The organism is Pseudomonas sp. NFPP24, assembly GCF_900112095.1.
Lineage (GTDB): Bacteria > Pseudomonadota > Gammaproteobacteria > Pseudomonadales > Pseudomonadaceae > Aquipseudomonas > Aquipseudomonas extremorientalis.
The window spans coordinates 543,954-558,456 of sequence record NZ_FOKD01000003.1 but is presented as its reverse complement, the minus strand read 5'-3'; the positions used below and the strand labels follow the sequence as shown (position 1 = coordinate 558,456).

General features: G+C 59.6%; 9 protein-coding genes and 4 tRNA genes. 12 read left to right on the top strand and 1 reads right to left on the bottom strand.

All coding sequences use genetic code 11. The annotated features are described in order from the left end of the window. Nucleotides 1-200 precede the first annotated feature (200 nt). The 12 genes from uvrB (at nt 201) to BM026_RS09415 (ending at nt 11,205) form a co-directional block, all read left to right on the top strand. Entirely contained in the window at nt 201-2,216 is a 2,016-nt protein-coding gene (gene uvrB / locus BM026_RS09470; protein ID WP_071490114.1) for an excinuclease ABC subunit UvrB, read from the top strand. A gap of 175 nt (nt 2,217-2,391) precedes the next feature. Beyond that, nucleotides 2,392-3,873 carry a glutamate--tRNA ligase gene (gene gltX / locus BM026_RS09465; protein ID WP_093528245.1) on the top strand — a complete coding sequence of 494 codons (1,482 nt, stop codon included), beginning with the start codon at nt 2,392-2,394 and terminating at the stop codon, nt 3,871-3,873. Nucleotides 3,874-4,020: 147 nt separating this feature from the next. Continuing rightward, nucleotides 4,021-4,096, top strand: a tRNA-Ala gene (locus tag BM026_RS09460). Nucleotides 4,097-4,174: 78 nt separating this feature from the next. Beyond that, nucleotides 4,175-4,250 (top strand) — tRNA-Glu (locus BM026_RS09455). A gap of 50 nt (nt 4,251-4,300) precedes the next feature. Continuing rightward, nucleotides 4,301-4,376 (top strand) — tRNA-Ala (locus BM026_RS09450). 77 nt (nt 4,377-4,453) lie between these two features. Beyond that, nucleotides 4,454-4,529 (top strand) — tRNA-Glu (locus tag BM026_RS09445). A 180-nt stretch (nt 4,530-4,709) separates the two neighbouring features. Further along, entirely contained in the window at nt 4,710-5,249 is a 540-nt protein-coding gene (locus BM026_RS09440) for a TetR/AcrR family transcriptional regulator (protein WP_058426896.1), read from the top strand. A 14-nt stretch (nt 5,250-5,263) separates the two neighbouring features. After that, nucleotides 5,264-6,097: an alpha/beta hydrolase gene (locus BM026_RS09435; protein WP_092250500.1), complete on the top strand. Its 834-nt coding sequence runs from the start codon at nt 5,264-5,266 to the stop codon at nt 6,095-6,097. 40 nt (nt 6,098-6,137) lie between these two features. Next, nucleotides 6,138-6,572, top strand: a complete 435-nt coding sequence (locus BM026_RS09430) for an acyl-CoA thioesterase (RefSeq protein ID WP_033901813.1) — start codon at nt 6,138-6,140, stop codon at nt 6,570-6,572. A gap of 55 nt (nt 6,573-6,627) precedes the next feature. After that, the gene (locus BM026_RS09425; protein ID WP_093528242.1) at nt 6,628-7,587 is read left to right on the top strand and encodes a tRNA dihydrouridine synthase; all 960 of its coding nucleotides are present in this window, start codon (nt 6,628-6,630) and stop codon (nt 7,585-7,587) included. Nucleotides 7,588-8,140: 553 nt separating this feature from the next. After that, entirely contained in the window at nt 8,141-9,766 is a 1,626-nt protein-coding gene (locus tag BM026_RS09420; RefSeq protein WP_093528239.1) for a hypothetical protein, read from the top strand. 140 nt (nt 9,767-9,906) lie between these two features. Continuing rightward, nucleotides 9,907-11,205, top strand: a complete 1,299-nt coding sequence (locus BM026_RS09415; protein ID WP_093528236.1) for a hypothetical protein — start codon at nt 9,907-9,909, stop codon at nt 11,203-11,205. Nucleotides 11,206-11,209: 4 nt separating this feature from the next. Here BM026_RS09415 and BM026_RS09410 read toward each other — a convergent pair whose 3' ends face one another. Further along, entirely contained in the window at nt 11,210-14,488 is a 3,279-nt protein-coding gene (locus tag BM026_RS09410) for an EAL domain-containing protein (RefSeq protein WP_092250332.1), read from the bottom strand. Nucleotides 14,489-14,503: the final 15 nt, after the last annotated feature.

Sequence of the window (14,503 nt, the reverse complement as noted above, 5' to 3'; positions counted from 1 at the left end):
GTTTATTTGCTGACCGTTAGTCTTATTGCAACATTGATCCGGCACGGCACGTAGGACGATGGTCTTGAAACCCGTCACATTCGGCACCACTTCTACAGCTATCATGGTTTTTTCCTGCAACCTGCGATGATCATTCGCGGGTTGCCGAGCTATTTCGTCCCTGGCGGTTTCGAGTCTGGGGTGACTTCACGAGGTACGTTATGTCGGATTTCCAACTCGTCACCCGTTTTGAACCCGCCGGCGATCAGCCGGAAGCCATTCGCCAGATGGTCGAAGGCATCGAGGCCGGCCTGGCTCACCAGACGCTGCTCGGGGTGACCGGTTCGGGCAAGACCTTCAGCATCGCCAACGTGATCGCGCAGATCAATCGTCCTACCCTGGTGCTGGCGCCAAACAAGACCCTGGCCGCGCAGCTCTATGGTGAGTTCAAGGCGTTCTTCCCGAACAACGCGGTGGAGTACTTCGTTTCCTACTACGACTACTACCAGCCCGAAGCCTACGTGCCGTCCTCCGATACCTTTATCGAGAAGGATGCGTCGATCAACGACCACATCGAGCAGATGCGATTGTCGGCGACCAAGGCGCTGCTGGAGCGCAAGGACGCGATCATCGTCACCACGGTGTCGTGCATCTACGGCTTGGGCAGCCCGGAAACCTATTTGAAGATGGTGCTGCACGTCGACCGCGGCGACAAACTCGACCAGCGCGAACTGTTGCGTCGCCTGGCCAGCCTGCAATACACGCGCAACGACATGGACTTTGCCCGCGCCACCTTCCGGGTGCGCGGCGATGTGATCGACATCTACCCGGCCGAATCCGACCTGGAAGCGATCCGCATCGAGCTGTTCGACGATGAGGTCGAGAGCCTGTCGGCCTTCGACCCGTTGACCGGCGAGGTGATCCGCAAGCTGCCGCGCTTCACGTTCTATCCGAAAAGCCACTACGTGACCCCGCGTGAAACCCTGATGGGCGCTATCGAAGGCATCAAGACCGAGTTGGCCGAGCGCCTGGAGTACCTGCGTTCCAACAACAAGCTGGTGGAAGCCCAGCGCCTGGAACAGCGCACCCGTTTCGACCTGGAGATGATCCTGGAGCTGGGCTACTGCAACGGCATCGAAAACTACTCGCGCTACCTGTCGGGGCGCGAGTCCGGGGCGCCGCCGCCGACGCTCTACGATTACCTGCCGCCGGATGCATTGCTGGTGATCGACGAATCCCACGTCAGCGTGCCGCAGGTCGGCGCGATGTATAAGGGCGACCGGTCGCGTAAGGAAACCTTGGTGGAATACGGTTTCCGCCTGCCGTCGGCGCTGGATAACCGGCCGATGCGCTTTGATGAGTGGGAAGCCATCAGCCCGCAGACTATTTTTGTGTCCGCCACGCCGGGCAACTATGAGGCCGAGCATGCCGGCCGTGTGATCGAGCAATTGGTGCGGCCGACCGGCCTGGTCGATCCGGAAATCGAAATCCGCCCGGCGTTGACCCAGGTCGACGACTTGCTGTCGGAAATCACCAAGCGCGTGGCCCTGGATGAGCGGGTGCTGGTCACCACGCTGACCAAGCGCATGTCCGAAGACTTGACCGACTACCTGGCCGACCACGGCGTGCGCGTGCGCTACCTGCACTCGGACATCGACACCGTGGAACGCGTGGAAATCATCCGCGACCTGCGCCTGGGCACCTTCGATGTGCTGGTGGGGATCAACCTGCTGCGCGAAGGCCTGGACATGCCGGAAGTGTCGCTGGTGGCGATCCTCGATGCGGACAAGGAGGGCTTCCTGCGTTCGGAGCGCTCGCTGATCCAGACCATCGGCCGTGCCGCGCGTAACCTCAATGGCCGGGCGATCCTGTACGCGGACCGCATCACCGGTTCCATGGAGCGGGCGATTGGCGAGACCCAGCGCCGTCGCGACAAGCAGATCGCGTTCAACCTGGAAAATGGCATCACGCCCAAGGGCGTGTTCAAGGACGTCGCCGACATCATGGAAGGCGCCACCGTGCCAGGCTCGCGCAGCAAGAAGCGCAAGGGCATGGCCAAGGCTGCCGAGGAGAGCGCCAAGTACGAGAACGAACTGCGCTCGCCGAGTGAGATCACCAAGCGGATTCGGCAACTGGAAGAGAAGATGTACCAGCTGGCGCGTGACCTGGAGTTCGAGGCGGCGGCGCAGACGCGGGATGAGATTGGCAAGTTGCGCGAGCGCTTGCTGGCCGTCTGATTGGTGGTGGTTTCATCGGGGGCAAGCCCCCTCCCACATTTGACGGTGTTCACATATCGACTGTGGGAGGGGGCTTGCCCCGATAGCCGCGCCTCGGTTTTCCAGAAATCCCCCAGGCTGTTACCATTCGCCCCTTGTTTCAATTTTCAGTTTTATCGCCCATTCGAGACCTGCCATGACCACCGTCCGCACGCGCATCGCGCCATCGCCTACTGGGGATCCCCACGTCGGCACTGCTTACATCGCCTTGTTCAACTACTGCTTTGCCAAGCAGCACGGCGGTGAATTCATCCTGCGGATCGAAGACACCGACCAACTGCGCTCCACCCGTGAGTCGGAACAGCAGATTTTCGATGCCTTGCGCTGGCTGGGCATTACCTGGGCGGAAGGTCCGGACGTTGGCGGACCGCATGGCCCGTATCGCCAGAGCGAGCGTAGCGATATCTACAAGCAGTACACCCAGCAACTGGTCGACATGGGCCATGCGTTCCCGTGCTTCTGCACCGCAGAAGAACTGGACCAGATGCGCGCCGAGCAACAGGCCCGCGGCGAAACCCCGCGCTACGATGGCCGCGCGCTGCTGCTGTCGAAAGAAGAAGTGGCCCGTCGCCTGGCCGCTGGCGAGCCTCACGTGATCCGCATGAAGGTGCCGAGCGAAGGCGTGTGCGTGGTGCCGGACATGCTGCGCGGTGACGTCGAGATCCCGTGGGACCGCATGGACATGCAGGTGCTGATGAAGACCGACGGCCTGCCGACGTACTTCCTGGCCAACGTGGTCGATGACCACCTGATGGGCATCACCCACGTATTGCGCGGCGAAGAATGGCTGCCGTCGGCGCCGAAGCTGATCCTGCTGTACGAGTACTTCGGGTGGGAACAACCGCAGCTGTGCTACATGCCGCTGTTGCGTAATCCGGACAAGAGCAAGCTGTCCAAGCGCAAGAACCCGACCTCGGTGACCTTCTACGAGCGCATGGGTTTCATGCCGGAAGCGATGCTCAACTACCTGGGCCGCATGGGCTGGTCGATGCCGGACGAGCGCGAGAAGTTCTCGCTGCAGGAAATGGTCGATAATTTCGACCTGTCCCGCGTGTCACTGGGCGGGCCGATCTTCGACATCGAGAAGCTGTCGTGGCTCAACGGCCAGTGGCTGCGTGATCTGCAGGTGGAAGAGTTCGCCAGCCGTGTGCAGCAGTGGGCGTTGAACCCCGAGTACATGATGAAGATCGCGCCGCTGGTGCAGGGCAGGGTGGAGACGTTCAGCCAGGTCGCACCGTTGGCCAGCTTCTTCTTTGCCGGGGGCGTGAACCCGGATGCCAAGCTGTTTGAATCCAAGAAACTCTCGGGCGACCAGGTTCGCCAACTGATGCAGTTGATCCTGTGGAAGCTCGAAAGCCTGCGCCAGTGGGAGAAGGATGCGATCACCGCGACGATCCAGGCGGTGGTGGAATCCCTGGAATTGAAATTGCGTGATGCCATGCCGCTGATGTTTGCCGCGATCACCGGGCAGGCCAGTTCGGTGTCGGTGCTTGATGCGATGGAAATCCTCGGCCCGGACCTGACCCGCTTCCGTCTGCGCCAAGCCCTTGATTTGCTTGGTGGTGTATCGAAGAAAGAAAACAAAGAGTGGGAAAAGTTGCTGGGCGCTATCGCTTAAGCACGCGGTTGAAACGGCGAAACCCCGGTTTTCCGGGGTTTCGCTGGTAAGTGATTGTTATCCCGGCAAAAAATTTTGGAAATTGTTGAAAATAAATTTGACACGTTTCCAAACCGCCATTAAGATTCGCCCCGTCCTCACCGATGAGGGGCTATAGCTCAGCTGGGAGAGCGCTTGCATGGCATGCAAGAGGTCAACGGTTCGATCCCGTTTAGCTCCACCAATTTACAGGTTCAAGGTCTGGCCACACCGTCCTTGAATCGATCAGTTCTCAGCGCTGATCAGATGTACAGAAGGTTTTGTCCCCTTCGTCTAGTGGCCTAGGACACCGCCCTTTCACGGCGGTAACAGGGGTTCGAGTCCCCTAGGGGACGCCAGTTTCACCAAGCAGTTCGAAAGATCTGCTGCGTCGCGAGACGAAAAATCCGGGGCTATAGCTCAGCTGGGAGAGCGCTTGCATGGCATGCAAGAGGTCAACGGTTCGATCCCGTTTAGCTCCACCAATTTACAGTTCCAAGGTTCCGGCCACACCGTCCTTGGATCGATCAGTCTCAGCCTGATCAGTGTACAGAAGGTTTGTGTCCCCTTCGTCTAGTGGCCTAGGACACCGCCCTTTCACGGCGGTAACAGGGGTTCGAGTCCCCTAGGGGACGCCACGATTACCCGCTCTGCGGGATTTTTAAGGGTCATTCAATTATTGAATGGCCCTTTTGTTTGTCTGCCGTTTGGCCAATTCTTTTTCCTTTCCTACTTTTCTTCTGACCAGCGGTCATGCCCGTCGCTTGCCAAATATTATTATGGTAATAATATTCAACCCATGAACATCGGAGGCGATGATGAGCGATAAAAAAGCGCAAACCCGCGAACGCATTTTGCAGGCCGCCAGCGCCGCGCTGATCCAGCGTGGCCCGGCTGAACCGAGTGTGGGCGAAGTGATGGGCGCGGCGGGGCTGACCGTCGGTGGTTTCTACGCGCACTTCGAAAGCAAGGACGCGCTGATGCTGGAGGCCTTCACCCAGTTGCTGGCCAAGCGTCGAGCGTCGATTGATGACATGGACTCGCAGCTGACCGGAGAGGAGCGCAGAAGCCTGGTGGCGGCGTTCTACCTGTCGCGCAAGCACCGCGACTCCACTGCCCAGGCTTGCCCGATTCCCGCCACGGTCGGCGAGATGAGCCGCCTGCCGGATGAGTTCCGCCAGGCGTTGAACGAGCACTGTGAGCTGATGGCTGCGCAGTTGGCTGCCAGCCCCGAGGACACCGACAAAGCCCTGGCTGACATGGCGCTGATGATCGGTGGCCTGGCCCTGGCCCGCGCCTTGGGGCCGGGTGAGTTGTCTGACCGTGTGCTGCGCGCCGCCAAGTCGGCCGTGCGCTAGAAGAGGGCTGCATGATGGGCACGCTTACCTGGGTTCGTCGCTTCAACAGCACGCTGGGCCACCTGGTGCCGCAAACGGTGGCCAACCGCATGCGTCGTGCCTTCATGACGCCCCGCGAGCTGCCGCCGCGTGACTGGGAACTGCCGCTGCTGGCGCAATCGGAGCGCATCACCCTGCGTTTCGGCTTGTCCGCGTTGCGCTGGGGCCAGGGGCCGGCGGTGTTGCTGATGCACGGTTGGGAAGGGCGTCCTACCCAATTTGCCAGCTTGATCAGCGCATTGGTCGACAACGGTTATTCCGTGATTGCCCTTGATGGCCCCGCCCATGGCCGTTCGCCGGGTCGTGAAGCCCATGTGCTGCTGTTTGCCCGCGCCATGCTTGAAGCTGCCGCCGAGTTGCCACCGCTGCACGCCGTGATCGGCCATTCCATGGGCGGCGCCAGTGCGATGCTGGCGGTGCAGTTGGGGCTGCGCACCGAGGCATTGGTGAGTATCGCCGCGCCGTCGCGTTTTCTGGATGTGCTGCGCGGCTTTACCAGGATGGTCGGTTTGCCGGCGCGGGCGCGTTCGGCGTTTATCCAGGAGGTCGAGTTGACTTTCGGAATGCCGCTCAAACACCTGGACGTGGCGCATTACCAGATGAATATTCCCGGCCTGATCGTGCACGCCGAAGACGACACCTTCGTTCCGGTCAAAGCCTCGCAAGCCATCCACGAAGCCTGGTTCGACAGCCGCTTGCTACGCCTGGAGCAGGGCGGTCACCAGAAAGTCCTGGCCGATCCGCGTGTGATCGACGCTGTACTGGCGTTGCTGGCCGGCCGTTGTCTACAGGAGCGGCAAAGCGCCTGATACACTCTCCCCGCCGACATTAATCGACTGGGAGCAAGGCATGGGCTGGGATTTGGCAACGCCGTTCATCATCGATCTGCAGGTCGCGCCTGAAGACATCGACGGCCTGGGGCACGCCAATAACGCGGTGTACGTGTCCTGGCTGGAGCGCTGCGCCTGGCGCCACTCCCAGCGCCTGGGCCTGGACCTGACCGAATATCGTCGCCTGGACCGCGCGATGGCCGTGGTGCGTCATGAGATCGACTACCTGGCCGCCGGTTATGAAGGCGACGAGCTGCAACTGGCCACCTGGATCGTCGACTGGGACCAGCGCCTGAAGATGACCCGGCGCTTCCAACTGGTCCGCCCCCGTGACGGCGCGACCCTGCTACGTGCGCAAACCACCTTCGTCTGCATTGAACTGTCCACCGGCAAGCCCAAGCGCATGCCGGCCGAATTCCTCGACGGTTATGGCCCCGCCCTGACAGGGGGTTAACGGTTGCTGTGGGAAACCCAGTAAACTGCGCCACGATTTTTGTTGAGTGTTTTCCATGCAAATTGCTTTGGCGCCCATGGAGGGGTTGGTCGACAACATCCTGCGGGACGTGCTGACCCGTGTCGGTGGTATCGACTGGTGCGTGACCGAGTTCATCCGCGTCAACGACCGCCTGCTCACCCCGGCGTATTTCCACAAACTCGCCCCGGAATTGCTGCAGGGTGCCCACACCGCTGCCGGTGTGCCGCTGCGCGTGCAATTGCTCGGCTCTGATCCGGTGTGCCTGGCGGAAAACGCTGCGCTGGCGTGTGAGCTCGGTTCGCAGGTCATCGACCTCAACTTCGGCTGCCCGGCCAAGACCGTCAACAAGTCCCGTGGCGGTGCGGTGCTGCTCAAGGAGCCGGAGTTGCTCAACCAGATCGTCGAGCACGTGCGCCGTGCTGTGCCGGCGCACATCCCGGTGACTGCCAAGATGCGCCTGGGTTTCGACAGCCCGGACGGCGCCCTGGTGTGCGCTACGGCCCTGGCCGAAGGCGGCGCGGCGCATATCGTGGTGCATGCGCGTACCAAGACCGACGGCTACAAGCCACCGGCGCACTGGGAGTGGATCCCGCGTGTGCAGGATGTGGTCAAGGTGCCGGTGTTCGCCAATGGCGATATCTGGAGTGTCGAAGACTGGAGGCGTTGCCGTGAAATCACCGGTGCCGAAGACATCATGCTGGGTCGGGGCCTGGTGGCGCGCCCGGACCTGGCGCGGCAGATCGCTGCGGCGCGGGCGGGTGAGGAGGTGGTCGAAATGACCTGGGCGCAGATGCAGCCCCTGCTCCAGGACTTCTGGACCCAGTCGGTGGCGCAACTGACCGAGCGACAGGCGCCAGGTCGATTGAAGCAGTGGCTGGCGATGCTCACGCGCAACTATCCGGAAGCGGTGGAGCTGTTTACGGCGCTGCGTCGGGAAACCGAGCTGGCCCAAGTGAGCCGTTTGCTCGGTATGGTGCCGGTAGACAGTCAATGAGTGACGGCGCTGAAAAATAGCGTTGATATTTAATAAGTTTTCAAACGCATCGATAAATGGGCGCCCTTGGCGCCCTTTTTTTTGGCGGTGTTTAAGTGAAAGTTCCGGATTTTCAGGGGGGCAGCATTAATGTTTATCGAGGGTGATAGCGTGTTCTGAATGTATGCAGTTATTTGATTGATACCTTAATTTTTCAGGAAAAATACAGTTTTATTGACTTTTGATACGCGCTTGTGCGCAATTAACATACGTGTGAAATCTTGCTGGAGTAAATGGTTTCATTATTTTAGATTTGGGCTTGGTTGTTACCTTGTTTGTCCATGAAATACTCGCTGGCGCAGTGGATTTAGAGCGGTTTCTTGAATAGCCATAGGCTGAAATCTGATTTTTAATTTTGTTTGCCTTTTGTGAGGTCGGATTGTTGGAACTTGATTGCGTTTCGGTCCACGAAAATAGGGACTGCGAGATGATGATTGTTTCCAGTTTTACATTAATTGCTGTCCGGATTTTCAAATGCTTCGAGGCAGCACATAACTAATCATGAGGTTACAAGATGTCCAATGTATCGCTTGGCACTCCTAAGGTTTTTGTTCCGGAACTCCAGTCGGTGAGCCAAAGTTCGACCGGTGCTGTGAAAGATGTTGAACGCGCTAGCACGCTTGCTACGGATAGCGGTATTAAAGGGGCTGCACGAGACGTTAATCAGACTGCAACGGGGGCGAAGGAGATTTCCGTTAACTCTGATGCGCTGGAAAAATTATTTGAGATGTTTGATCTGGTCTTCAAAGCCATGCGCAGCCTGTTGTCCGGCAGGGGATTCAATTCTCACGCCGCGACAGTAGTACCGCATGCAGCCAAGGCGGAGAGTGGTATTGAAGTGTCTGTGGAGGGCGGGGTGAATTCCAAAGGGGAGCCGTTACCTTTTGCCAAGAACAGTGAACGTGTCTCCGCCGGTATTAAGAATGTGAGTACCAATGCAGATGGCTCCACGGATGTGAAGACTGCTGGCGGCAATAATAACTCGACAGTCACTGCGGGTAAGGGCGCTAAAGTCAATGTTGGTGCTGATGGCTCCGTGCAAGTGAAGACTGCTGGTGATAATACATTGAAAACGGTCATCGCGACTAAGGACAGTAAGGTAAATGCTGATGCGGATGCCTCCACGCAAGTGAAGACTGCTGGTGATAATACATCGAGAACGGTCATTGCGACTAAGGACAGCAAAGTAAATGTTGATGCGGATGCCTCCACGCAAGTGAAGACTGCTGGTGATCATACATCGAGATCGGTCATCGCGGCTAAGGACCGTAACGTAAATGCTTACGCGGATGCCTCCACGCAAGTAAAGGCTACGGGTAATAGTAATAAAACGGTAACAGTCGCTGTGGGTGAGGACGCTCAAGTAAATCCTGATGGCAACACCGGCGCAGAAGTCAACGCGGCAGGCGATACTAAATCGACCAGCGTGACTACCGGCAATAAGGGTAACGTTAATGCCGGCGCGCAGATGAAAATCACTGGTTTTAGTAATAGTTCGTCGGCGGAGACTGTCGGAAAGAGCGTTCAGGGCAAAGTTGGCAGTGAAGCGCAGGTGAGTACGTCGGGTAGTGATGCCCAAGTGCAGGTCATGCCAGATGGCAGTACGCAAGTGAGCGTTACACCTCAGGACGGCAAACAGTTCAGGGTGCGTGTGGAGGCCGGTGTCAACGTGCGGATCAGTTCGGAGGGGTGGGGGGAGAACCAGCCAGTATCAATCCGTGACATCACCCCGAAGCAGTCGACGCGTGTGACGGTGGATTCGCAGCCGGAGGCGGAAGTAAAGACCATTTCTCAGTCGACGGCAGAGACGAGAGTGGGTACTGAACCCAAGGTGAATAGCGAGTCGAAGGGGGAGCAAAAGGCTGAGGTAGCGGTCGGTGCAGAGCCGAAGGTCCAGACGCCGCCCCCCCCAGAGCACAAGGTCGAGGTGAAGGTCGAGGCTGAACCGAAGGTACAGGTGCCGCCTGCCCCAGAGCATAAGGTCGAGGTAAAGGTCGAAACTGAGCCGAAGGTTCAGGTGCCGCTCACTCCAGAGCCACAAACTTCGGACAAGGTTGATGCAGAGCCAACTGTAGAAGTGAAAAACCCCACCGCCCCTCGCAGGGTCATGAATCCTCGATTGGAAGGGATAAGGGCCTGAGGTGCAGACGAGTCTTGATGTCCCCCGGCTCGTCTTAAACGCTTGATGAGGGATCCAGCCTCCCCGATCACAGGTGCGATTGGGGAGGGCTGGTTGGGGGCAGCGTTTTTTCACTCATTCAATTTGGTTTCGGAGGGTTTATGACCTTTGCTGTCTTTGCTCCTCCTGTCGGCTGGGGGAATTCACCGGACTACAGGCACGTTACCCACGCTACGGAGCAGGCGGTTGCCAAACCGACCGCAAAGGGCGTCGGCTTTGAGGCTTCTCGGCGTCATTTTGGCGAGAACTTTGATACCAGCACCCTTGCGGCGGTCATCAAGGTGATGATGGCAACCTTTGGGCCAAGACCTGAAGACATGTTTGCCCGGTTCACACCGGCTGCCGGGGGGTATGCCTTCACCATGAAGGATGAGTTCAAGGGAAAGATTTCCCACCACGAACTCGAACAGACAAGGCGCGCCTCCCGTTTCACCGGCGCAGACAGCGACGCAGTCGACAGCGCCAACGTCGCGCTCGCCGCCTATGTTAAACGCAAGCAGGTGATGGGCGGCTATCCCCGCTTTGAGGAGGCTCTGGCTGACACTCTGCAGGGTGAGACGACGCTGCGAGGGCTGCAGGGCATGGGTGTGTACGGGCTGTCGCAATATGTTCCGGCACATCAGATGGTGGGTGATGGGGGGGCGGGTGTACTCGAGACGCATAGCCGAGGCAGTGCGTTTGTTCTCGATGGCGTCAGGCACGACTACAACGATAGACGCCGTGTTGACCGCGGGTACGGCTACCGTTTGTTCAACGACAAAACCCAACCCGATACGGCTTCGCCGAATGGCAGTAACACGGTTGTTTCACAGATGCCGGTGGGCATGAAACCCAAGAATATATGGAGCGGCTTTTATCAAGGTGCCGCAGGTAATTGTGTCACGGTGTCGGCGATCAAAGTCGCGATGATGAGGTTTGGTCAGAATCCCGCGGGCATTTACAAAAGTATCAGCGCTGTACCCGGTGGTTTTGAGGTGATCATGCGTGATGGCTACAAGGTGTTTCTGAGCCATGAAGAGCGGCGCAAGGCCGAGCATGGGTCAAAACTGGAAGGTTCTGACCAGGCGCTCAAGGATGATGCCAATTTCTTGTATGCCGTCAGCGCCAAGCGTGCGCAAATGGAGAACAACGACATGCGTGCTGGCCGCAGTTTCGAGGACGCCATGCACTCGTTGAACGATGGAGAAGCGCCAGGCCAGGCGTTGCGCAGGTTGGGGTTGTCTGCCTACGTGCGGCAGAGCACTGCGCAAGAGTTGGCCAAAGGCGCCATTGGCACGCTCGCTGACAATACCCATTCGGTGGTGGCAGTCAGCGGATCGGTGGATAACCACGGCCAAAAGCTCGGCTTGACCTCATCGGGGTGGTCCGATAGAGCAATGTGGGCATTGAAGCTGGTGTGAGGGGCTACTTCAACAGTTGCCGGAATCCCTCGATCGGCAAGGGTCGGCTATGCAAATAACCCTGGAACAAATGGCAGCCCAGTTTTTGCAGGAATGCCAGTTGCTCCGGGGTTTCCACGCCTTCGGCGATCACTTCCAGGTTCAGGCTGCGGGCCATTGCCACAATCGCACGGATGATTTCAGCGTCGTTGGGGTCATGGGTCGCGTCGCGCACAAAGGACTGGTCGATCTTCAGCGCATCCACCGGCAGCCGCTTGAGGTAAGTGAGCGATGAATAGCCGGTGCCGAAGTCGTCCATGGCAAAACTCACGCCGAGTTTTTTCAGGCGGCGCATTTTGCTGATGGTGTCGTCCAGGTTCTGGATCACGATGCCTTCGGTGATCTCCAGTTTCAAAAGGCTGAACGGCAACTGATGTTGCTTGAGGCTGCGCTCCACCCGCTCCACGAAGTCGTTCTGGCGAAACTGCCGGGGGCTGATATTCACGCACAGGCTGAAATTCAGTGGGTCTACCAAGCCTTCGTGGATCAGTTGTTGAAAGGCCGCGCAGGCCTCATCCAGGATCCAGGTGCCCACTTCAAGGATCAGGCCGCTGTCTTCCAGCACCTTGATGAATTCGGAAGGTGACTGAGCGCCCAACTGCGGGTGTTGCCAGCGTACCAGGGCCTCGGCGCCGACGATCTTGTTGCCCCGCGCGTCCACCTGGGGTTGGTAATGCACGCTGAACTCGCCACGTGATAAGGCCAGGCGCAAGTCTGTCTCCATGCGCAGGCGTTCGCTGGCGGTTTTTTGCATACTGTTGTGGAACATCTGCGTGGTGTTGCGCCCTGAATCCTTGGCGCGATACAGGGCGATGTCGGCACGCTTGAGCAAGTCCGCTGGCGTGGAGCCGTGATCGGGAATCAATGCCACGCCAATGCTTGGCGTGACCTGCAGGCGATGACCGTCCAGGAACATCGGCTCCGAGAGCAACTCACGCAGGGTGTCGGCCAACTCCTGCACCTGGCCACTGACTTCCATGCGCGAGCCTTCCAGGCCGCTGAGCAGCACCACGAACTCATCTCCCCCCAGGCGCGCCACGGTGTCTTCCATGCGCACGCTGGCTTCCAGGCGCGCGGTGACAATCTTCAACACGGTGTCGCCCACCGGGTGGCCGAGGGAATCATTGATGTGCTTGAAGTGGTCGAGGTCGAGGAACAGCAGTGCGCCGCGCAAATTGTGGCGCTTGAGCAAGGCGATCTGCTGGCTCAGGCGGTCCATCAACAGGGCGCGGTTGGGCAGGTTGGTCAGCGGGTCGTGATAGGCCAGGTGGCGGATCTGCGCCTGGGCGTTTTTCAGCAGGCTCACATCGCGGGCGGTCAGCAACAGGCACGGGGTTTCATTCAGCGTGATGGGCTCCACCGAGACTTCCACCGCCAGCAACTCGCCGCGCTTGTTGTGCCAGAGCATTTCCAGGTGATGAATGCGGCCCTTGATCTGCAACTCGGCCAGCAGCGCGGCGCGCTGGTTTTCATCGGCCCAGATGCCGATCTGATACAGCGTCAGGCCAATGGCTTCCTCGGCGCGGTAGCCGGTCAGGCGGCAGAAGCCGTCGTTGACCTCCACATATCGACCGGTGTCGCGCTCAGTGATGGAAATGGCGTCTGGGCTGGAATGGAAGGCCTTGGCGAACTTCTCTTCGCTGGCCTTGAGCGCCGCTTCCGAGCGCTGCTGCTGGGTGATATCGCGCAGCGTGGTGACGATGCACGACTGGTCGCCCACCTTGATCAGGCGGCTGGATATCACGCAGGTCAGGCTTTGGCCGCTCTTGTGATGCACCACGATCGCCACATTGTTCAATGCCTGCTCGCGGATCACCCGCTCGATACGCTGCAGGCGCTTGCTCGACTCGTCCCACAGGCCGATCTCTTCGGCGCTTTTGTCGATGACCTCGGCGGCCGTCCAGCCGAAGGTCTGGGTAAACGCGGGGTTGATCTCGATAAACGCGCCGCCCTCCAGGCAGGTGACGCAGATCGGGTCCGGGCTGGCCTGGAACAGGCTGGCAAATTTTTCTTCGGAAGCGGTCAGGCGTTGTTCGCGTTCCACCTGGTCGGTGATATCCAGCAGAGTGCCGGCCATACGCAGGGGCGCGCCGTGCTCATCGCGGTACAGGCGGGCGCGGCTTTCGAGGTAGCGTGAGCTGCCGTCTTCCATGGGCACGCGATACGTCAGCTGATAGTTGCCGGCCGGGCCTTCGCGCAGGGTGCGATAAGCGTTGCGCATGCTCTCGCGCTCGTCATTGGGCATTCCGTCAAAGAAGGCGTCGAAGAACTCATGGAACGGCTCCGGCGGCAGGCCGTGCAATTGGGCGGCGCGGGCCGAGCCGTAGAGCATGCCGGTGGGGATGTGCCAGTCCCAGGTGCCCAGTTGCGCCGAGTCCAGGGCCAGGTCGAGGCGTTCCTGGCTGTCCTTGAGGGCCTGCTCGGCTAATTTGCGTTCGGTGGTGTCCAGAAACGTGCTGATCAGATAGGCCTCGCCCTCCAGCTCGACCCTTTGTGCGCTGAGGGTGCCGTCGTGGATCTGGCCGTTGCTGGCGCAGAACTGCACCTCCATGGTGATGGTCAGGCCCTTGCGCTGGGTGGCCTTGACCAGTTGTGCACGCTGTTCGGGATGACGCCACAGGCCCAGGTCCAGGGTGGTGCGGCCGATGGCATCGGCGACCGGCCAGCCGAAGAGCATTTCGAAGTACTGGTTGGCCTCGCTGATCAACCCGTCGGACTGGCGGGTCAGCAGAACCATGTTCGGGCACAGGTGAAACAGCGTGGCGAAGCGCTTTTCGGAGTGGCTGAGGGCGCTTTCCCGCTCGCGTTGGTGGGTGATTTCGCGGATCACGCCGATCATGCGTCGGCGTCCGGACTTGTCCGGTAACAGGCTGCCGTTGATTTCCAGCCAGTGGAAGCTGCCGTCAGGCCATTGGATACGGTGGTGCATGGCCTGCTCGAACGGCTCGCCCGCCAGCACCGCATGAAAGGCCCGTACCACCCTGGCGCGATCCGCCGGTGCCAGCAGGTCCAGATAGTCCAGGTCCTTGGGCAGTGGCTGGCGCGGGTCAAAGCCGAACAGCGCCTGGGTGCCCCGCGACCAGCTTATCCTGCCGGTGTCGATTTCCCAGCACCAGGCGCCCAGCCGGGCAGCATTGAGCGCGGCCAGCAGTTGCGGGGCACTGTCCCAGCTTTGTTCCGCCTCTTGGGGGTCCAGGGCGTAAATGCGGGGCAGGGGTGGCACGGAGTCGACGGGGTTGCGCATTATCAAAGGGCCTTG